At 71.2% G+C, this 19,235-nt stretch carries 18 protein-coding genes and 1 tRNA gene; 11 read left to right on the top strand and 8 right to left on the bottom strand.

What is annotated here, in order from left to right; all coding sequences use genetic code 11:
• Nucleotides 1-741 (bottom strand): DUF2510 domain-containing protein (locus tag ACFWXC_RS29280; protein ID WP_384483281.1); only part of this gene is annotated, 741 nt, incomplete at its 3' end.
• 238 nt (nt 742-979) lie between these two features.
• On the opposite strand from ACFWXC_RS29280, the gene ACFWXC_RS29275 reads away from it, so the two are divergent.
• Nucleotides 980-1,393 (top strand): SsgA family sporulation/cell division regulator, encoded by a 414-nt coding sequence (locus ACFWXC_RS29275; RefSeq protein ID WP_384483280.1) that lies wholly within the window; start codon nt 980-982, stop codon nt 1,391-1,393.
• Nucleotides 1,394-1,627: 234 nt separating this feature from the next.
• Complete coding sequence (locus ACFWXC_RS29270; protein ID WP_384483279.1) at nt 1,628-3,256, top strand: IS200/IS605 family accessory protein TnpB-related protein; 1,629 nt, start codon at nt 1,628-1,630, stop codon at nt 3,254-3,256.
• 6 nt (nt 3,257-3,262) lie between these two features.
• Here the strand turns inward: ACFWXC_RS29270 and ACFWXC_RS29265 are convergent, their stop codons facing one another.
• Nucleotides 3,263-4,669, bottom strand: a complete 1,407-nt coding sequence (locus ACFWXC_RS29265) for an FAD-binding oxidoreductase (RefSeq protein ID WP_384483278.1) — start codon at nt 4,667-4,669, stop codon at nt 3,263-3,265.
• A gap of 91 nt (nt 4,670-4,760) precedes the next feature.
• Here ACFWXC_RS29265 and ACFWXC_RS29260 point away from each other — a divergent pair, with 91 nt between their 5' ends.
• Nucleotides 4,761-6,260, top strand: a complete 1,500-nt coding sequence (locus tag ACFWXC_RS29260; protein WP_384483277.1) for a tetratricopeptide repeat protein — start codon at nt 4,761-4,763, stop codon at nt 6,258-6,260.
• Nucleotides 6,261-6,410: 150 nt separating this feature from the next.
• Here the strand turns inward: ACFWXC_RS29260 and hppD are convergent, their stop codons facing one another.
• Entirely contained in the window at nt 6,411-7,559 is a 1,149-nt protein-coding gene (gene hppD / locus ACFWXC_RS29255; protein ID WP_384483276.1) for a 4-hydroxyphenylpyruvate dioxygenase, read from the bottom strand.
• A gap of 121 nt (nt 7,560-7,680) precedes the next feature.
• Between hppD and ACFWXC_RS29250 the strand changes: the two genes are divergently transcribed.
• From ACFWXC_RS29250 to ACFWXC_RS29220, 7 genes are all read left to right on the top strand, one after another.
• A complete protein-coding gene (locus tag ACFWXC_RS29250) occupies nt 7,681-8,163 on the top strand; it encodes an Lrp/AsnC family transcriptional regulator (RefSeq protein WP_351748245.1) in 483 nt (160 codons plus the stop codon).
• Nucleotides 8,164-8,190: 27 nt separating this feature from the next.
• Nucleotides 8,191-8,838 carry an ABC transporter permease gene (locus ACFWXC_RS29245; protein WP_384483275.1) on the top strand — a complete coding sequence of 216 codons (648 nt, stop codon included), beginning with the start codon at nt 8,191-8,193 and terminating at the stop codon, nt 8,836-8,838.
• Complete coding sequence (locus ACFWXC_RS29240) at nt 8,831-10,063, top strand: betaine/proline/choline family ABC transporter ATP-binding protein (protein WP_384483274.1); 1,233 nt, start codon at nt 8,831-8,833, stop codon at nt 10,061-10,063. The genes ACFWXC_RS29245 and ACFWXC_RS29240 overlap by 8 nt, the downstream gene beginning before the upstream one ends.
• On the top strand, nt 10,060-10,914 hold the full coding sequence (locus ACFWXC_RS29235; protein WP_384483273.1) for an ABC transporter permease: 855 nt from the start codon (nt 10,060-10,062) through the stop codon (nt 10,912-10,914). The genes ACFWXC_RS29240 and ACFWXC_RS29235 overlap by 4 nt, the downstream gene beginning before the upstream one ends.
• Nucleotides 10,915-10,991: 77 nt before the next feature.
• Nucleotides 10,992-11,873 (top strand): glycine betaine ABC transporter substrate-binding protein, encoded by an 882-nt coding sequence (locus ACFWXC_RS29230; RefSeq protein WP_384483287.1) that lies wholly within the window; start codon nt 10,992-10,994, stop codon nt 11,871-11,873.
• 81 nt (nt 11,874-11,954) lie between these two features.
• Nucleotides 11,955-12,539, top strand: coding sequence for an ArsR/SmtB family transcription factor (locus ACFWXC_RS29225; protein ID WP_384483272.1), 585 nt, complete (start codon nt 11,955-11,957; stop codon nt 12,537-12,539).
• A gap of 16 nt (nt 12,540-12,555) precedes the next feature.
• The gene (locus tag ACFWXC_RS29220) at nt 12,556-12,735 is read left to right on the top strand and encodes a hypothetical protein (protein ID WP_384483286.1); all 180 of its coding nucleotides are present in this window, start codon (nt 12,556-12,558) and stop codon (nt 12,733-12,735) included.
• 120 nt (nt 12,736-12,855) lie between these two features.
• On the opposite strand, the gene ACFWXC_RS29215 is transcribed toward ACFWXC_RS29220, so the two are convergent.
• The 4 genes from ACFWXC_RS29215 to ACFWXC_RS29200 form a co-directional block, all read right to left on the bottom strand.
• On the bottom strand, nt 12,856-13,644 hold the full coding sequence (locus tag ACFWXC_RS29215) for a S16 family serine protease (protein ID WP_384483271.1): 789 nt from the start codon (nt 13,642-13,644) through the stop codon (nt 12,856-12,858).
• Between the two features lie 68 nt (nt 13,645-13,712).
• Nucleotides 13,713-14,354 carry an IclR family transcriptional regulator gene (locus ACFWXC_RS29210; protein ID WP_384483270.1) on the bottom strand — a complete coding sequence of 214 codons (642 nt, stop codon included), beginning with the start codon at nt 14,352-14,354 and terminating at the stop codon, nt 13,713-13,715.
• Nucleotides 14,355-14,718: 364 nt separating this feature from the next.
• Nucleotides 14,719-16,530, bottom strand: a complete 1,812-nt coding sequence (locus tag ACFWXC_RS29205; protein ID WP_384483269.1) for a DEAD/DEAH box helicase — start codon at nt 16,528-16,530, stop codon at nt 14,719-14,721.
• Nucleotides 16,531-16,650: 120 nt separating this feature from the next.
• Nucleotides 16,651-18,084, bottom strand: coding sequence for an MFS transporter (locus tag ACFWXC_RS29200; protein WP_384483268.1), 1,434 nt, complete (start codon nt 18,082-18,084; stop codon nt 16,651-16,653).
• Nucleotides 18,085-18,292: 208 nt separating this feature from the next.
• Between ACFWXC_RS29200 and ACFWXC_RS29195 the strand changes: the two genes are divergently transcribed.
• Nucleotides 18,293-18,367: transfer RNA gene (locus ACFWXC_RS29195), tRNA-Cys, on the top strand.
• A gap of 48 nt (nt 18,368-18,415) precedes the next feature.
• Here ACFWXC_RS29195 and ACFWXC_RS29190 read toward each other — a convergent pair.
• Nucleotides 18,416-19,135 (bottom strand): SDR family oxidoreductase, encoded by a 720-nt coding sequence (locus tag ACFWXC_RS29190; protein ID WP_384483267.1) that lies wholly within the window; start codon nt 19,133-19,135, stop codon nt 18,416-18,418.
• Between the last annotated feature and the right edge of the window lie 100 nt (nt 19,136-19,235).

Below are 19,235 nucleotides of genomic sequence, written 5' to 3'. Positions count from 1 at the left end.
GGCGCCGCCGGGGGCGCCGACCGGCCCCTGCGCGCCGAAGCCGCCCGCACCGCCCGCGCCGGCGGGGCCCTGGGCGCCGTAGCCACCCGGCCCGGACGCCCCGGCCGCACCCGGACCACCGGACCCCGGCGCACCGAACCCACCCGCACCCGGACCCGCCGCACCGGCACCCTGGCCGCCCGCGCCCGGGCCGCCGAACCCGGCCCCGGCGGCACCCGTACCGGCCGCCGCGGCCCCCGTGCCGGGTGGGTTCTCGTTGCGGATCGGGCGGAAGGTCATCGTGCCGTCGTCCATGGGCGGTAGGTCGGCCGGCGGGGTGCCCGCGGGGCCCAGCGTCGGCCTGCGGAAGATGAACGTGCCGCCGGAGTCGACGTCCCCCTGGTCCGCCGGCGGGACCGTCGCCGAGCCGTCCGCGTTGGACGACCGGCCGTCCGGCCGGGGCGACGGACCCGCCGCCGCCCGGGGGTCGGTGCCCCAGGCACTCCCCTCGGCCGCCCAGCCGGAGGCACCCGGCCGCGGGTCCTCGTCGAAGAAGTGCGGGCCGGTCTCCTCCACCGCGGGGGTCGCGGGGCGGGAACCGGACGGCGGGGCGAGCGGTTCGCCGGCCGACGGGGCCGGGCGGCTGGTGCCCGGCACCCACGCGGTGCCGTTCCAGTAACGGACGTAGCCGGGGATGGACGGGTCCGGGTAGTAGCCCTCGCGGGGCCGTTCGTCACCGGGTGCCGGGGTAGGGGCGGTCATGTCCGTCATCCCGTATCTGCTCGGGGGTCGTGTGGGAGGCTCCACATCTATCAGACGCGCGTGCCCACCACCGCCAGTCCGGCAGGACCCGCCCCTTTCCGGGCACTCCTGTGCGCCCCTTCACCACACCGGAAAAAGATTTCCCGGAACCCGCGTAATGCTCGCGGCCCCAGGCCCTCTCCCTCGTACGGGCCCGTCCACAGGCGCCCGTACGACCGACCGAGAGGAAACGAACGTCATGCATCACACCGTGGTGGAGCGCGAACTGGAGCTGCGGCTCATCCTGTCCCCCGAGCGGAGCGTCCCGGTCCCGGCCCGGCTCGGCTACCGCTCCGACGACCCGTACGCCGTCCATGTCAGCTTCCACATCAACTCGCAGTCCCCGGTCCACTGGACCTTCGCCCGCGACCTGCTGGTGGAGGGGGTGTTCCGGCCGTGCGGGCACGGCGACGTGCGGGTGTGGCCGACGAAGGTGGAGGGCCGCAGCGTCGTGCTGATGGCGCTGAGTTCACCCGACGGAGACGCCCTCCTGGAGGCGCCGACCACCCAGGTGTCCGCCTGGCTGGAGCGGACGCTGCGGGTGGTGCCCCCGGGGACCGAGGGCAGGCAGCTGGGGATCGACGACGCGCTCGACCAACTGCTCGCCCAGTGAGGCCCCCGACGGACAGGGCGTATGGAACGTGTGGACGGTCCGGGGTTGTGAACAGGTGGCGATCGACGGTGCTTGAACGCGTTCTGGCATGCATAAGTGAGCATTTCGGGCAACAGGCGGGCGCACTCTGCGTGGGGAACGGGAGTTCTTGCATCGAATGCGTGCCCCTTACCGACGGTGGTCGTTGAGTGTGATGACGGACTTCTTTGGCATAAGACGGCGGGGGGTGACGGGTTGGGCGGGCTGCGGATGATGGCGGCGCCCTTCGTGGTGCCCGGTCCTGCGGGGGTCGCGGTCCATACCCGGCTCAAGGGTCTGACCAGTGCGGACGAGAAGGTGCTGTGCCTGGTCGGTGACCACCTCGCATCGCTCGCCTCTCGTGATCTGAAGACCAGGTGCGCGGCCGGACTGGACCACGACAGCGAGCAGTGGGCGCAGCGCAAACAGGTCCTGACCGCAGAGTCCTCCTCCCGCTGGGCCGGGTCCATCACGAAGGCCACCCACGACCAGTGGGCGCTCGCCCGGCGCGGTCAGCTCGCGCACATCCAGAGCCTTCAGGCGGGTGTACGCACGATCGCCCACCGGCTGTGCCTGCCCCTGGGCGAGAAGGGCGGCAAACACGCTCCGGGCGGCTACCGCTCCCGCACAGAGTGGCATGCCAAGTCCCGCCGTCTGCACGTCCTCGAAGACCGGCTGAAGGCAGCACGGGCCGACTGGCAGGCCGGTGTCGTGCGCGTGGTGCGGGGCGGGAAGCGGCTGCTGAACACCCGCCACCACCTGGAGGCAGCGCAGCTCACCGAAGAGGAGTGGCGTCGGCGGTGGCAGGCTGGCCGCCGGTTCCTTCAGGCGGACGGCGAGTCCGGTAAGCGGTACGGCAACGAGACCCTCCGCGTCACCCCCGGCGGCGAGGTCTCCCTCAAGCTCCCCGCGCCGCTGGCGTACCTGGCGAACGCCCCGCACGGCCGGTACGTCCTGGCCGCGACGGTGTCCTTCGCGCACCGGGGCGATCAGTGGGCCGACCGGATCACCGCGAACCGGGCCGTGGCCTACCGCATCCATGAAGACACCGTGCGGGGCCGCTGGTACCTGACCGCCTCGTGGACCACCCCGCCGGTGAGGACGATGCCGCTGGAGGCGGCCCGCGCGAGGGGTCTGGTCGGTGTGGACACCAACGCCGATCACCTGGCCGCCTGGCGCCTGGACGAACACGGCAACCCCGTCGGCCAGCCACTGCGTTTCGGCTACGACCTGTCCGGTACCGCCGCACACCGTGACGCCCAGGTGAGGCATGCGCTGATCCGCCTGCTGCACTGGGCCAGGCGCCACGGGCTCGCGATCGCCGTCGAGGACCTCGACTTCACCGCCGAGACCACCCGGGAGAAACACGGCCGCAGGAAGCGGTTCCGGAAACTGATCTCCGGCATGCCCGTGGCCCGGCTGCGGGCCCGGCTGGTGAGCATGGCGGCCGAACTCGGCATCCCCGTCATCGCCGTCGACCCCGCCTACACCAGCAAGTGGGGCGCCCAGCACTGGCAGAAACCCCTCACCGACAAGAACAGGAAGACCACTCGCCACGACGCAGCCGCCGTGGCGATCGGAAGGCGCGCCCTGGGACACCCGATCAGGCGACGGACGGCACCGCCCCGCACCCACCAGAGCGATGGGTACAGGCATCGGACCGTCCAGGCCAGTTCGGTGGCCCCGGGGCGTGAGGGACACCGCCCCCGCATCCCCGGACCACGGACACGATCCGTCGGCGCCGGACGCGCAGCGAACGCGGTCGACCAGAACGCCCAACACCGTCCGGGGCGCTCGGCTGAGCACGAATCCTGGCAACAGGACTCACTCCCGCTCAGTCTCTAGGAACGGTCAGAACAGCTTGCCGGGGTTGAGGATGCCCAGCGGGTCGAAGGCGTCCTTCACGGCCCGCTGCATCTCCAGTCCCACCGGCCCGATCTCCCGGGCCAGCCACTCCTTCTTCAGGACGCCGACGCCGTGTTCGCCGGTGATGGTGCCGCCGAGCTCCAGTCCGAGGGCCATGATCTCGTCGAAGGACTCGCGGGCGCGGCGGCACTCGTCGGGGTCCTGCGCGTCGAAGCAGACCGTGGGATGCGTGTTGCCGTCGCCGGCGTGGGCGACGACCCCGATGGTCAGCCCGTGCTTCTCCGCGATGCGCTCGACCCCTTCGATCAGGTCGCCGAGCCGGGAGCGGGGCACGCACACGTCGTCGATCATCGTGGTGCCCTTGACGGCCTCCAGGGCGACCAGGGAGGACCGGCGGGCCTGGAGGAGGAGTTCGGACTCGGCGGCGTCGTCGGCCGGGACCACCTGGGTGGCGCCCGCTTCCTCGCAGATCGCGCCGAGGGCGGCGAGGTCGGCGGCCGGGTCCGAGGTGTCGAAGGCGGCCAGGAGCAGCGCCTCGGTCGACTCCGGCAGGCCCATGCGGGTGAGTTCGTTGACCGCCTTCACGGTCGTACGGTCCATCAGTTCGAGGAGGGACGGTGCGTGCCCGCCCGCCATGATCCGGCACACCGCGTCGCAGGCGGCGGCCGCGGAGCCGAACTCGGCGGCCAGCACCAGCTGCCGCGGCGGCTTGGGCTTCAGGGCCAGGACGGCCCGTACGACGACGCCGAGCGAGCCCTCGGAACCGACGAACAGCCGGGTCAGGTCGTACCCGGCGACCCCCTTCGCGGTACGCCGGCCGGTGGACAGCAGCCGCCCGTCGGCGAGGACGACGTCCAGGCCTAGGACGTACTCGGCGGTCACCCCGTACTTCACACAGCACAGCCCGCCCGAGGCCGTGCCGATGTTGCCGCCGATCGTGCACATCTCCCAGCTGGAGGGGTCCGGCGGGTAGGAGAGGCCGTGTTCCTCGACCGCGCGGGAGAGGGTGGCGTTGATGACGCCGGGTTCGACGACGGCTATGCGGTCGACCGGCGAGATCTCCAGGATGCGGTCCATCTTCGTCAGGGACAGCACGATGCAGCCGTCGACGGCGTTGGCGCCGCCCGACAGGCCGGTGCGGGCGCCCTGCGGGACGACCGGGACCCGCAGCTCGGTGGCGGTGCGCAGGACGTGCTGGACCTCTTCGACCGTGCGCGGCAGCACGACGACGGCCGGGACGCCGGCCGGGCAGAAGCTCGCCATGTCGTTGGCGTAGGAGGTGGTCACATCGGGGTCCACGAGCACCGCGTCGGCCGGCAGGCCCGCCAGGAGCCGGTCGGTGAGGTTGCCGGTGGTCTCGTCCCGAGGGGCTTCGATACGGCTCATGATCACAGCCTCGCACCCGGGGCCATCGGTGTGAACCCCACAGGTGCCCTCCTTGGGCCGCCCGTGCACGGTCGTCGTATTGACGCACAGTACCGGCATGTGCGCGCTCGATAACCGACCGTCAGGGCCCACCACCTCGCTGCTCGCGGAGCCGTCGCCGCCACGCCGACGCCGGGTGCTGCGGCGGCTGCTGGTCGTCGCGCTGGCGGGCGGGGCTGCGGCCGGCGCGGCGCTGCTGCTGTGGCCGCACGAGCCGGCGCCGCGGCGCGCCGCCGCACCGCCCCCGGCGGCCGGGCCCCGGGCCCAGGCGAAGGCCCAGGCCGCGGCCCAGGCGGCGGCACAGACGGCCGTCCTCAACGGCCTGCCCGCCGCGCTGCCCGACCTCACCTCGCTCATCGGCGCACGCCAGAGCCGGGTGCGGGCGCAGCCGAAGGACGCGCGGGCCTGGGCGGTGCTCGGGGCCGCGTACGTGGAGCGGGCGCGCCGGACCGCCGACAGCGCCGACTATCCGCGGGCCGAGCAGGCGCTGCAGACCTCCCTCGATGTGGCCGGCAAGGGCAACACCGAGGCGCTGGCCGGTCTCGCGACGCTGGCGAACGCGCGCCGGGACTTTCCCACGGCCAAGCGGTTCGGCGAGGAGGCGCAGAAGGCGGCGCCGAAGCGGTGGTCCACGTATCCGGCGCTGATCGACGCCTACAACGGGCTCGGCGACTACAAGGCGGCCCGGTCCGCGCTCGACAAGCTGATGGCGCTGAAGGTCGGGGCGGCCGTGAAGCCGGCCGTGATGGCACGGGCCTCGGCCGTGTACCGGGACCGGGGCTGGCGCGAGGACGCGGTGGCGCAGGTGACCGACGCGGCGGCGGCCGCCGGGACCCCGGCCGAGCAGGCCGCGTATCTGACCCAGGCCGGGCAGCTGGCCTGGGAGCGCGGCGAACGGGACGACGCGCTACGGCACTTCACGGCGGCCGTCCGCCTGGACCCCGACCAGTGGGCGGCGCGGGCCGGGCAGGGGCGGGCGCTGGCCGCGCTGGGCCGCACGCAGGAGGCGCTGACCGCGTACCAGGGGGCGCTCAGGCACCGGCCGGCTCCGCGGGTCTCCCTGGAGCTGGCCGAGTTGTACGAGTCGCTGGGGATGGGGCAGCAGGCGGAGACGCAGTACGCGCTGTTGCAGACGCAGGTGCGGCGGGAGCTGGACGCCGGGGTCGACGACGAGTTGCTGATCGGGCAGTACGAGGCGGACCACGGGGATGTCGAGGAGGCGGTGGAGCGGCTGGCTGCCGAGTGGGAGCGGCAGCCGGGCATCGAGGTCGCGGACGCGCTCGGGTGGGCGCTGCACCGGGCCGGCGACGACAAGGAGGCGCTGCGCTACGCCTCGATCGCGACGGACTCGACGAAGGGCGGAGGGGTGCGCAGCGCGTCGTACGCCTTCCACCGGGGCATGATCGAACGCGACCTGGACCTGGACGCCTCCTCCCGCCGCCACCTCCAGGACGCCCTGCGCATCAACCCGTACTTCTCCCCCCTGCAAGCCCCGGTGGCCCGAGCCACCCTGACCACCCTGGGCAACCAGCCACCGAACGAGGAGGCCCCCCAGTAACCCACCGCCCACCGGCCACCGCCGGGCTCCACCGCCGCGGCCGATCGCCGCCGCGGCGGAAAGAAGAGACCGGCAGCAATTCCGCTCCGCCGCAACGGTGCCCGGCCACGACGGCGGTCCCCGGCGGTGCCGGGCCCACCGGGCCCCGGTTCACAGGTTGCCGCGGCGTTCCTGTTCGCGTTCGATCGCCTCGAAGAGGGCCTTGAAGTTGCCCTTGCCGAAGCCCATGGAGCCGTGGCGTTCGATGATTTCGAAGAAGACCGTCGGGCGGTCCTGGACCGGCTTGGTGAAGATCTGGAGCAGGTAGCCGTCCTCGTCACGGTCGGCGAGGATCTTCAGCTCGCGCAGGGTGTCCAGCGGGACGCGGGTGTCGCCGACCCACTCGCCGAGGGTGTCGTAGTAGGAGTCGGGGGTGTCGAGGAACTCGACGCCGGCCGCGCGCATGGTCCGTACGGTCTCGACGATGTCGTTGGTGTTGAGCGCGATGTGCTGGACGCCCGCACCGCCGTAGAACTCCAGGTACTCGTCGATCTGGGACTTCTTCTTGGCGACGGCGGGCTCGTTGATCGGGAACTTGACCTTGAGGGTGCCGTCGGCGACCACCTTGGACATCAGCGCGCTGTACTCGGTGGCGATGTCGTCGCCCACGAACTCCTTCATGTTCGTGAAGCCCATGACCTTGTTGTAGAAGGCGACCCACTCGTTCATGCGGCCGAGTTCGACGTTGCCGACGCAGTGGTCGATCGCCTGGAAGGTGCGGCGGGAGGGCGGCTCGACGATCGGGGACGCGGCGACGAACCCCGGGAGGTACGGGCCGTCGTAGCCGGTCCGCTCGACGAGGGTGTGGCGGGTCTCGCCGTACGTGGCGATCGCGGCGAGGACGACGGTCCCGTGCTCGTCCTTGAGCTCGTACGGCTCGGCCAGCGACCGCGCGCCGTGCTCGACGGCGTACGCGTACGCGGCCCGCGCGTCCGGGACCTCGATGGCCAGGTCGACGACCCCGTCGCCGTGCTCGGCCACGTGCCGGGACAGGAACGTGCCCCACTCGGTCTCCGGCCTGACGACGGAGGTCAGGACGAACCGTGCCGAGCCGTTCTCCAGGACATAGCTCGCGGTCTCGCGGCTGCCGTTCTCCGGTCCGGAGTACGCGACCAGCCGCATGCCGAAGGCGCTGGAGTAGTAGTGCGCCGCCTGCTTGGCGTTGCCGACGGCGAAGACGACCGCGTCCATTCCCTTGACCGGGAAGGGGTCGGCCTGCCGGGCGGTCACGTCGGGAGTGTGCTGTGTGGTCTGCGTCATGGTCGAAGGGTGACCCCGGCACACAAGGTGCGCAATAGTTCCCGTATCCACTGGGCAATATGTTCAGCGATACGGCCGTACAGCCGGACTTTCTGTGCAGGATGACCATCCGGAGGCGGGCATGGCGATCGATCATCTGGACGGCCGGATCCTGGTGCTGCTGGCCCGGGAGCCGCGGATCGGCGTGCTGGAGATGTCCCGTCGGCTGGGGGTGGCGCGCGGGACCGTGCAGGCACGGCTCGACCGGCTTCAGTCGAATGGAGTGATCCAGGGATTCGGCCCCCAGGTGGACCCGGCGGCCCTCGGCTATCCGGTCACCGCGTTCGCCACGCTGCAGATCCGCCAGGGCCAAGGCCCGGACGTGCGGGCGCACTTGGCGACCGTGCCGGAGGTGCTGGAACTGCTCACCACCACCGGCACCGGGGACATGCTGTGCCGGCTGGTGGCCCGCTCCAACGCCGATCTCCAGCGGGTGATCGACCGGGTCGTCGGTTTTGATGGCATTGTCCGGGCCTCCACGGCGATCGTCATGGAGAACCCCGTTCCGCTGCGGATCATCCCGCTGGTGGAACAGGCCGCGGCGGACAGCGAAGGGACGACCTGACCGGTTCGGAGTTCGGGGTGAGCGCGCGTGAGCTTCTGGGAGTACCTGGGCAACCGGCACCAGACCCTGCTCACGGACGCCTACCAGCACGCCAGCGCGGTCTTCCAGTGCATGGTCGCGGCGACCCTGATCGGCGTGGTGATCGGTGTGGTCACCTACCGCAGCGAGTGGGCCGGCAACCTCGCCACCACGACCACCGCCACCATCCTCACCGTCCCCTCCCTCGCCATGATCGGTCTGCTGATCCCGATCGTGGGCCTCGGCGTCCCGCCGACGGTGATCTCCCTGACGCTGTACGGGCTGCTTCCGATCGTGCGGAACTCGATCGTGGGCCTGCGCGGGGTCGACCCGATGCTGGTGGACGCGGCCCGGGGCATCGGCATGTCCCGGCTGATGCGGCTGCTGCGGGTCGAGCTGCCGCTGGCCTGGCCGCCGATCCTGACCGGGATCCGGGTCTCCACGCAGATGCTGATGGGCATCGCCGCGATCGCCGCGTACGCCTCCGGTCCCGGCCTCGGCAACGAGATCTTCCGCGGACTGGCCTCCCTGGGCAGCAAGAACGCGCTGAACCAGGTGCTCGCGGGCACCGTCGGGATCATCATCCTCGCGCTGCTGTTCGACGCCGCGTACGTCCTGATCGGGCGGCTGACCATTCCGAGGGGGATCCGTGTCTGAATCCCATGGGGCCTCGATCGAGCTGGAGAACCTGACCAAGCGCTACCCGGGCAGCCCGCAGTCCGCCGTGGACAACGTGAACATGGAGATCAGGGCGGGCGAGACGGTGATCTTCGTCGGCCCGTCCGGCTGCGGCAAGTCGACCACCCTGAAGATGATCAACCGGCTGATCGAGCCGACCGGCGGCCGGATCCGGATCGGCGGCGAGGACGTCACCGGCATCGACGCGGTGAAGCTGCGCCGCAAGGTCGGCTACGCCATCCAGTCCGCCGGGCTGTTCCCGCACATGACGGTCGCCCAGAACATCGCCCTGGTCCCGAAGATGCTCCGCTGGCCGAAGACCCGGATCCACGCCCGCGTCGAGGAACTGCTCGACCTGGTCGGGCTGGACCCCGGCGAGTTCCACGGCCGCTATCCGCGCCAGCTCTCCGGCGGCCAGCAGCAGCGGGTGGGCGTGGCCCGGGCGCTGGCCGCCGACCCGCCGGTGCTGCTGATGGACGAGCCGTTCGGCGCCGTGGACCCGATCACCCGCGACCATCTCCAGGACGAGCTGATCCGGCTCCAGCGCGAACTGCACAAGACGATCGTCTTCGTCACCCACGACTTCGACGAGGCGATCAAGCTCGGCGACCGGATCGCCGTCCTCCGCGAACGCTCGCACATCGCCCAGTTCGACACCCCGGAGGCGATCCTCACCAACCCGGCGGACGACTTCGTCTCCGGATTCGTGGGCGCCGGGGCGGCCCTGAAGCGGCTGAACCTCACCCGGGTCCGGGACGTCGAGATGGGGGACTATCCGACGGTCACCCTGGACACCCCGCTCCAGGAGATCTTCAACAAGCTGCGCGGCAGCGGTACGAACGAGATCCTGCTGCTCGACAAGCGCCACCGCCCCTACAAGTGGCTGCGGCGCGGCGACCTGATGCGGGCCAGGGGCTCGCTGGCCCGCGCCGGCACGCTGGTGCACGACACGGTGACCCGGGACGCGACCCTGCGGGACGCGCTGGAGGCGGTGCTGACCGACAACGCGGGCCGGGTCGCGGTGACCGGGCGGCGCGGCGAGTTCATCGGGGTGGTCGACATGGAGACGCTGATGAACTCGGTGCACGAACTCCTGGAGGCCGACCGCCTGGAGGCGATGGAGCACCAGCACGAACTGGAGGAGTCCCGGGCCGGCCAGACCCATGCCGAACAGGAGGGCGAGGGAGGGGAGCAGAAGGCGTGAGCACGTCCCCCGACGCCCGTCCCGAGGGCGAGCACGAGGTCAAGGGCCTCGCCTTCCGTGACGAGGGCGAGGCGGAGCAGGAGGCCCCGCCGCCGCGGCAGGGCCCGCCGGCCCGCCGTATCACCTGGCGGAAGTTGACGTTCCTGCCGGCGTTCCTGGTGGCGCTGCTGCTGGCCACCTGGCTGTGGTTCCAGCAGGCCCACCTGGACACGATCTCCGCGAACGCCCTCTCCCACGGCCAGGTCTCCAAGTGCCTGTGGCAGCAGGTGAAACTCACGGTGATCTCGACCTTCTTCGTCCTGATCATCGCGATCCCGCTGGGCATCCTGCTGACCCGCAAGGCCTTCCGGAAGGCCACCCCGGTGGCGATGGCCTTCGCCAACATGGGCCAGGCGACCCCGGCGATCGGCCTGCTGGCCCTGCTGGTCATCTGGCTGGGCGTCGGCGAGAAGCCGGCCCTGATCGGCATCATCGTCTACGCGATCCTCCCGGTCCTCTCCAACACCATCGCGGGCCTGAAGGCGAACGACCCGACCCTCCTGGAGGCGGCGCGCGGCATCGGCATGTCCCCGCTGGGCGTGCTGCAGAAGGTGGAGCTGCCGCTGGCCGTCCCGCTGATCCTCGCGGGCGTCCGTACGGCCCTGGTCCTCAACGTCGGTACGGCGACCCTGGCCACGTTCGGCGGAGGCGGCGGACTGGGCGTCCTGATCACCACCGGCATCACGAACCAGCGCATGCCGGTCCTGGTCCTCGGCTCGGTCCTCACCGTGGCCCTGGCCCTGCTGGTGGACTGGCTGGCCTCGCTGGCGGAGATCCTGCTCCGGCCGCGGGGCCTGGAGGTGGGCCGGTGAGACGGCTCTGTGTGCCACTGACGCTGCTACTGGCCCTGCTGCCGGCCGCCGGCTGCGGTCTGACGAGCGGCTCCCCCATGGTCGACGACGTGACACCGGGCTCGATCGGAACCGGTGAACCCCTCAAGGGCGCCCATCTCACGGTCACCTCCAAGGAGTTCACGGAACAGCTGATCCTCGGCGCGATCATGGGCATCGCCTTCGAGGCGGCCGGTGCGGAGGTCCTCGACCGCACCGGCATCCAGGGCTCGATCGGCGCCCGCGAGGCGGTCAGGTCCGGGGAGGCCGACGGGATGTACGAGTACACGGGCACGGCGTGGATCACCTACCTGGGCAACAGCCGCCCCATCCCCGACCCCCGGCAGCAGTGGCAGGCGGTCCACGACGCCGACCTGCGCAACGGCCTGACCTGGCTTCCGCCCTCCCGGCTCAACAACACCTACGCGCTGGCCATGAACCAGGCCAACTTCAAGAAGTACGGCACGAAGACCCTGTCGGACGTGGCCGCGCTGGCCAAGTCGGACCCCGGGGCGGTGACCCTCTGCGTGGAGGGCGAGTTCGCCAACCGCGCCGACGGCCTGCCCGGCATGGAGAAGGCGTACGGCATGAGCGTGCCGGCGAAGAACATCACGCAGATGGACACCGGGATCATCTACACCCAGGTGGAGAAGGGCAGTTGCACCTACGGCGAGGTCTTCACGACCGACGGCCGCATCAGGTCCATGAACCTGGCGGTGATGCAGGACGACAGGAAGTTCTTCCCCAACTACAACGCGGCGCCCGTGATCAACACCAAGGCCCTGACGAAGTGGCCGGCGATCGCGACGGTCCTGGACCCGGTGACGGCGAAGCTGGACAACACGGTGGCCCAGACCCTGAACGCGAAGGTGGACGTGGCCGGGGAGGACCCGCACCAGGTGGCGCTGGACTGGATGAAGGCGGAGGGGTTCGTGAAGTAGGAGGGCGCCGGGGGGAGTTGCAAAGAAGTCGATGCAAAAGATGCGTTGCAAAGGAGCCTTTGCATAGCTGTCTTTGTACGCATGGACGAGCCCCAGGACTCCCAGGTCCGCAATCTCGACGCCCGCTCCCTGCGCGGGCTCGCACACCCGCTGCGGATGCAGTTGCTGGACGCGCTGCGCTTCGGCGGTCCGGCCACCGCGTCCCAACTCGCCGAGAAACTGGGCGAGTCCAGCGGGGCCACCAGCTACCACCTGCGCCAACTGGCCGCGCACGGCTTCGTGGCGGACGCCCCCGAGCGGGGCAAGGGACGGGAGCGCTGGTGGAAGGCGGTCCACAAGGGACTGACCTTCGACGACTCCCTGCTCACGGACACCGATCCGACCGTGCGTGGGGCGGCGGACGTGTACCTCCACGAAGCGGCCGGCAGCCAGATCCAGAACCTCTCCACCTGGCTCGGCAACCGCACGGCCTGGCCCGAGGAGTGGAACCGCGTCTGGGACATGAGCAGCGACACGCTACGGCTCACCCCGGACCAGGCCCAGGAGCTCATCTCCGAACTGCACGCCGTGGTCGACGGCTACCGGGACCGCGCCCCCGAGGCGGACACCCCCGACGCCGAGCAAGTACGCATCCACACGCACCTCTTCCCCATCGAGACGGACTGAGAGGCCCACGCCGATGCTGCACCCCGAGACCCACCTCGCCCTGCACCACACCCGCACCGCCGAACTCCGCGCCGAGGCAGACGCTCACCGTCTCGCCGCACAGGCCCGGTCCCCCCGCGCCCTGCGCACCCGCGTCGGCTGGACGCTGGTGGAAGTAGGCCTGCGCCTGGCGTCTCCGGCGCCGGCAACTCCCTGAAGGGGCGCGGAACTTCTCAGCATGCGGCACGCTCGGCGCCCCTTCAGGGGCGCGGGACTGTGTCCATATGCGGCTCCGCCGCGCGGGCGCGACCAGCCCCCCACGCGCCGCGCCCAAAACTCAACAGCTGGGGACCTTCGTCCCCTTCCCCAACGCGACCAAGTCGGACACAGCCCCCTTGAGACTGGTCACCGGCACCAAGCGCAACCCCTTCGGCAACTCCGCCTTGGCGTCGGCGCACTCGTCCTTCGGCACCAGGAAGACGGTCGCCCCGTCCCGTCGCGCGGCCTGCGTCTTCAGCGCGACCCCGCCCACGGCCCCCACCGTGCCGTCGGCACTGATGGTTCCCGTACCGGCGATGTTCTTCCCCCCGGTGAGGTCTCCCCCGCTGCCGTTCCCGTCCAGCTTGTCGACGATCCCGAGCGAGAACAGCAGTCCCGCACTCGGCCCGCCCACATCCGCGAGCTTCAAGGTCACCTTGACCTTGCCGGCGCCGAGATCCAGGTACTTCAGCGCGGCCTGCGTCGCCGCGTCCTGCGACTGCTCCATCTGCTCGGTGTTGTGCTGCTCGATCTCCTTGACGCTGTCGCCGCTCGGATACACCGAGTCGCGCGGCATCACCGCCCGGTCCGTACGGAACCAGTTGTCGATGACGTCGCCCAGCGACACCCGGGTGTCCGGCCCGGTCGCCTCGATCGTCGTCATCCGCAGCTGTCCGCTGGTGGTCCGGGTGGGCGCCCCGGAGACGGTGATCACCGGGGTGCCCTGGTTGTCGCCGAGCACGTTCGCCGTCATCCCGGGCTGGGCCACCGAGAACGGCAACGGCGCGAAGACGGCCGTACCGATCAGGGCCACGACGGGAACCGCACAGACGGCGACGGCCTGGAGACGCGTGAGACGTGAGAGCACGGAGTCAATCTAACGCGGCGACGTCGCCACCACTTCAGGCCATCCGCCCCCGGCCCCTCGCCGGCCCTTCAGCGCAACGCCTCCGCGACCTCCCGCGCCGCGTCCACGACCCGCACCCCCACCCGCTCGGGCACGGCGTCGGCCAGCATCACGACCCCGACGCTCCCCTCGACCCCGGTGACCCCGAGCAGCGGGGCGGCCGCACCGCTCGCGCCGGCCTCCAGTTCGCCGTGGGTCAGCGTGTACCCGGGGTCGCCCTTCGGCGAGTGCCGCGCGGACAGGATCGCCCTTCCGGCGGCCCCCCGGTCCAGCGGGTGCCGGAACCCGGCCCGGTACGCCACGTGATAGTCGGTCCAGGTCGGTTCGACGACCGCGACGGCGAGCGCCTCGGTCCCGTCGACCAGCGTCAGATGTGCCGTCGCCCCGATGTCCTCGGCGAGCGACCGCAGGGCCGGCAGGGCGGCCTCCCGTACGAGCGGATGCACCTGCCGTCCCAGGCGCAGGACGCCGAGGCCGACCCGGGCTCGCCCGCCCAGGTCACGCCGTACCAGCGCATGCTGCTCAAGCGTGGCGAGCAACCGGTACACCACGGTCCGGTTCACGCCCAGTCTGGTGGATAGCTCGGTGACGGTCAGCCCGTGGTCCGTGTCGGCCAGCAGCTTGAGGACCCTGAGGCCCCGGTCGAGCGTCTGAGAGGTCTCCGCGGTCACGACGCCCACTCCTTAAGTGGTGAGGACGGCAACCTCCGACGCGGCGGATGCGTCGCCGAGTCCCGTCAGCGACGCGCTTCAGAGGCCGCCGATCGGCAGGACGGCCCGGCGGCTCCGGGCCCAGTCGCTTCACGGCTGCGCTCCGCGGCGGCGCTGCCACGGGGCGTGTGCGTAGCCGGACAGTAGCGAAGGGAGTTCGCTGAGCGGAAGCCTCCGTCCAGAATCCGGTCACGCTCAGGTACGGACTACTTCGGTATGTGACGGTATGCGCTCAGGTATCGCGCCCAAAGGGGCGCGGGGCCACGTCGATGTGCGGCTCCGCCGCGTGGGCGCGACAAGCCCACACTCACGCGCAGCCGACCGACTACCTCATCCGCGTAGCCCACTCCTGCACCTTGGCGATCCGCTGCCGGAGCTGTCCCGCCGTGGCCTCCGCGCTCGGCGGCCCCCCGCACACCCGGCGCAGCTCGGTGTGGATCACCCCGTGCGGCTTGCCGCTCTGGTGCACATACGCGCTGACCATCGTGTTCAGCTGCTTCCGCAGCTCCATCATCTCCTTGTGGGAGACGACGGGCCGCCGTTCCGCGGGCAGTTCCAGCAGGTCGGCCTCGTCGTCCGGCTTCTTGCGGCTGTGCGCGATCTGCCGGGCCTGCCGCTTCTGCAACAGCAGCTGCACCTGGTCGGGCTCCAGCAGTCCCGGAATGCCGAGGTAGTCCTGCTCCTCCTCGCTCCCGGGGTGCGCCTGCATGCCGAACTCGGCGCCGTCGTACAGCACCCGGTCGAAGACGGCCTCGGACTCCAGCGCCTCGAAGGCGAACTGCTCCTGCTCGCCGGTGTCCTCGTCCTGCTCCTTGTTCGCCTCCTCCATCTCCTTCTCGGACTCCGCGTACGGGTCCTCCTCGCCGTCCTTCTTCGGCTTGTCGAGGGCGTGGTCGCGCTCGACCTCCATCTCGTTGGCGAAGGTCAGCAGGTCGGGGACGGTCGGCAGGAACACGGACGCGGTCTCGCCGCGCCGCCGGGACCGCACGAAACGGCCGACGGCCTGGGCGAAGAAGAGGGGGGTCGAGATGGTCGTCGCATACACGCCGACGGCGAGCCGGGGAACGTCGACGCCCTCGGACACCATCCGCACCGCGACCATCCACCGGTCCTCGCTCGCGCTGAAGTCGTCGATCCGCTTGGACGCACCGGTGTCGTCGGAGAGGACGAGGGTGGCCTTGTTCCCGGTGATCTCGCGGATGAGCTTGGCGTAGGCGCGGGCGGATTCCTGGTCCGAGGCGATGACCAGGGCCCCGGCATCCGGAATCCCCTTGCGCACTTCCGTCAGCCGCTGGTCGGCGGCGCGCAGCACGGCCGGCATCCACTCGCCGCGCGGATCGAGCGCCGTACGCCAGGCCTGGCTGACGGCGTCCTTGGTCATCGGCTCGCCGAGCTTGGCGGCGATCTCGTCCCCGGCCTTGGTCCGCCAGCGCATGTTGCCGCTGTAGGAGAGGAAGATGACGGGCCGCACGACATGGTCGGCGAGCGCGTTGCCGTAGCCGTAGGTGTAGTCGGCGGCGGACCGCCGGATCCCGTCCTGCCCCTCCTCGTACGTCACGAAGGGGATGGGGTTGGTGTCGGACCGGAAGGGCGTACCGGTCAGCGCCAGCCGCCGGGTCGCCGGCTCGAACGCCTCAAGGCAGGCCTCGCCCCAGGATTTGGAGTCACCGGCGTGATGGATCTCGTCGAGGATGACGAGCGTCTTGCGCTGCTCGACGCGGTTGCGGTGCAGCATCGGCCGGACCCCGACACCGGCGTACGTGACGGCGACCCCGTCGTACTCCCGGCTGAGCGGTCCGGCGCTGTACTCGGGGTCGAGCTTGATCCCTATCCTCGCCGCGGCCTCCGCCCACTGCTTCTTCAGATGCTCGGTGGGGGCGACGACGGTGACCTGCTGCACGACATGGTGGTGCAGCAGCCAGGACGCGAGGGTCAGCGCGAACGTCGTCTTGCCGGCGCCGGGCGTGGCGACGGCGAGAAAGTCACGCGGCTGCTCCTGGACGTACCTCTCCATGGCCCCCTGCTGCCAGGCACGCAGCTTGCTGGCGGTACCCCAGGGCGCCCGGCCGGGGAAGGCCGGCGAGAGGTGGTGGGAAGCGGAGGAGGAGGCGGAGGAGGAAGCGGCGGTGGTAGTCACGGTCTCCGTAGTAAGGGGGTCGGGCGGCTACGTATGCTTATGACAACCGGGCCACCCTACCGGCGCCCCGCGGCTGTCAACGCGTGGACAAGGCCGCCTCACCCTCGGGTGGGACTCACGTCACAGATCACGAAGCCGGGTCGTCACCCAGACCCCGACGAGCGCCACGGCGGCCATCGGCAGGAACACGACGGCGAAGGCGACCGGATGGGAACCGGAACCGGCCGTCCCCGTCATGCTGCCGCCGCCGAGGGAGGCGAAGGCCGCCCCGGCCACGGCGAGCAGGACGACGTTCGACAGGGCGTCGGAGATCTGGAGGGCGGCCGAGTTGGCGCCGGCCTCCTGCGGGGCGGAGAGCCGGAGCATCAGCACGCTGGCCGAGGCGATCACCAGGCCCATCCCGAAGCAGCCGAAGGCCCAGGCGACGGCGACGATCCACACCGGCACGCCGGGCACGAGCACGCTGGGCGCGGCGGCGATCGCCACGGCGACCAGCACCATCCCGAGGGTCATCAGCCGTTCCCGGTACGGCGCCACGCGCGGCCGCGCCTGCACCCAGGAACCCAGCGCCCAGGTCACCCCGCCCGCGGCCAGCGAGAACCCGGCGAGGGTGGGCGTGAGCCCCCGCTGGGTGACGAGCATCAGCGGCACGAAGGACTCGGCGGAGACGAACGCACCGGCCGCGACCCCGCGCAACAGGACCACCGACGGCAGCCCGCGGGCCGCGCGGTAGGTCCCGCGCGGCAGCAGCCCGAGTACGGCGGGGACCAGCAGCGCACCCCCGACGACGCCCGGCAGCAGGGACACCCACCGCAGGTCCTGCGCCGCGTACTGCAGCAGCCCCGCGCCGAGAGAGATACCGAACGCGAGCCGGATCCGCCGCCGTTCGACGGTCTCCCGCACCCGTCCCGCGACCGGCCCGCCGGCCCGTCGCCGTATCTGGGGAAGGGCGAGCGCCACCGGAAAGACCACGAGCACCGGGATTCCGAGGAACACCCACCGCCACCCGAGGTGCTCGGTCACCGCGCCGGCGGCCAGCGGCCCGACGATGGACGGCACCACCCAGCCGGCGGCGAAGGCGGCCATGATCGCGGGCCGCAACCGCTCCGGATAGGCCCGCCCCACGACCACGTACAGCGCGACGATGACCAGCCCGCCCCCGAACCCCTGCACGGCCCGCCCCAGGATGAACACCCACATGACCTGAGCGGTCCCGGCGACGACCAGCCCCGCGGCGAAGGCCCCGATGCCCGCCGTCAGCGCCCCGAGCGGCCCCCTGCGGTCCGACCACTGCCCGGCCAGCACCATCGCGAACAGGCTGGTCGTGAAGTACCCGGAGAAGGCGAACGCGTACAGCGGCACCCCGTGCAGCTCCCGGGCGGCCACGGGCATCGCCGTCCCGACGGCGGTCGCCTCGAAGGCGATCAGCAGCACCACGGACACGATCCCGACGCTCAGCGCCCGGTACGACCGCCCCAGCACACCCTCACCACGGGCTGCGTCACAGGTCGTCTCATCTGCGACAACGGCGTCGCTGGGCTCAAGGGCGGTCATGCTCACCACGGTAAGGCCCAAGCCCCGCTTTGGCCCCTGTCGCGAGCCCCACCCCGCCTCCGACCTTGGTCGTAGACCTCGCGTTCTCCCTCATTCATGAACGCCGCATGGCAGTCCCGTTGCAGCCCCACCGCCTCCCTTGAGTCCCTCCCCCACTCCCCCGTACCTTCGAATCACCGACACGGCCGAGAGGACCGAAGTCGGAAACGGCCGTGTGCCCGAGTGGTTTAGGGACTCGCCTGCAAAGCGAGTTACGTGGGTTCGATTCCCGCCACGGCCTCCAGTGCGTCGCGCGCGTCTGCGCGCGGAGGAAGAACCGGAAGAGTCGTTCTCAGGCGCCGGCGCGGCCGATGCTCGCGCCGCCGTCGACGCGCAGGACCTGGCCGGTGATGAAGCCCGCCTTCTCGGAGAGCAGGAAGGCGATGGCGGCTGCGAGCTCGTCCGGACGCCCGAACCTTCCCATCGGAACAGTCGCCAGGTAGCGGGCTGCCGAGGCCGACCCGGGCGGGTTGGTCTCCTGGAACAACTCGGTCTCGGTGGGGCCCGGGGCCACGGCGTTGACGGTGATCCCGTGTGCGGCGAGCTCTCCGGCCCAGCCTCGTGTCAGGAACTCCAGGGCGGCCTTCGCCGCACCGTAGGACGTTCGATCCGGCAGACCCAGGGTGACCAGGCTGGTGAGGTTCACCACGCGCCCCCAGGACCGTTCGAGCATCCCGGGCAGGACGGCCTGGACGATCTGGACCGCGGTGCGCACGTTCATGTCGAGCACCGCGTCGAGGTCGGGCAGAGCGACCTCCCCGACGGGCGCGGGTCGCACCGTCCCCACGTTGTTGACCACGGCGTCGATCGGTCCCGAGTCCATCACTTCGCCCAGAACCCGAGCGGTGGCCGCACGGTCGGCGAGGTCGGCTTCGTGGAACTCGCCGGGAAAGGACCGCGGGGCGCTGCGGGCGATGCCCACGGGGGTGTGGCCTTCTCCCGCCAGTTGCTCCGCGAGGGCACGGCCGATGCCTTTGGACGCGCCCGTGATGAGTACTCGCCTGCGGGTCATGGGTTTGCTCCTTTGCTGCGCCGATCCGCGCATCGTTGGTGCGGGGGGGTGCGGGCGCTCGGTACGAGCGAGCGATTCACCCGCCTTGCGCATGGATGAC

The sequence above is a fragment of the Streptomyces sp. NPDC058683 genome (genome assembly GCF_042716195.1).
Classification (GTDB): domain Bacteria; phylum Actinomycetota; class Actinomycetes; order Streptomycetales; family Streptomycetaceae; genus Streptomyces.
Note: the sequence above shows the minus strand (reverse complement) of the source record. Positions and strands in the feature narration are given on the sequence as shown.

Bases quoted from the DNA above. Each gene is read 5' to 3' on its own strand.
- hppD (WP_384483276.1), bottom strand. From the start codon at position 7,559: ATGACGCAGACCACACAGCACACTCCCGACGTGACCGCCCGGCAGGCC.
- ACFWXC_RS29250 (WP_351748245.1), top strand. From the start codon at position 7,681: ATGGCGATCGATCATCTGGACGGCCGGATCCTGGTGCTGCTGGCCCGG.
- ACFWXC_RS29200 (WP_384483268.1), bottom strand. From the start codon at position 18,084: ATGACCGCCCTTGAGCCCAGCGACGCCGTTGTCGCAGATGAGACGACC.
- ACFWXC_RS29190 (WP_384483267.1), bottom strand. From the start codon at position 19,135: ATGACCCGCAGGCGAGTACTCATCACGGGCGCGTCCAAAGGCATCGGC.
- ACFWXC_RS29230 (WP_384483287.1), top strand. From the start codon at position 10,992: ATGGTCGACGACGTGACACCGGGCTCGATCGGAACCGGTGAACCCCTC.
- ACFWXC_RS29260 (WP_384483277.1), top strand. From the start codon at position 4,761: ATGTGCGCGCTCGATAACCGACCGTCAGGGCCCACCACCTCGCTGCTC.
- ACFWXC_RS29275 (WP_384483280.1), top strand. From the start codon at position 980: ATGCATCACACCGTGGTGGAGCGCGAACTGGAGCTGCGGCTCATCCTG.
- ACFWXC_RS29225 (WP_384483272.1), top strand. From the start codon at position 11,955: ATGGACGAGCCCCAGGACTCCCAGGTCCGCAATCTCGACGCCCGCTCC.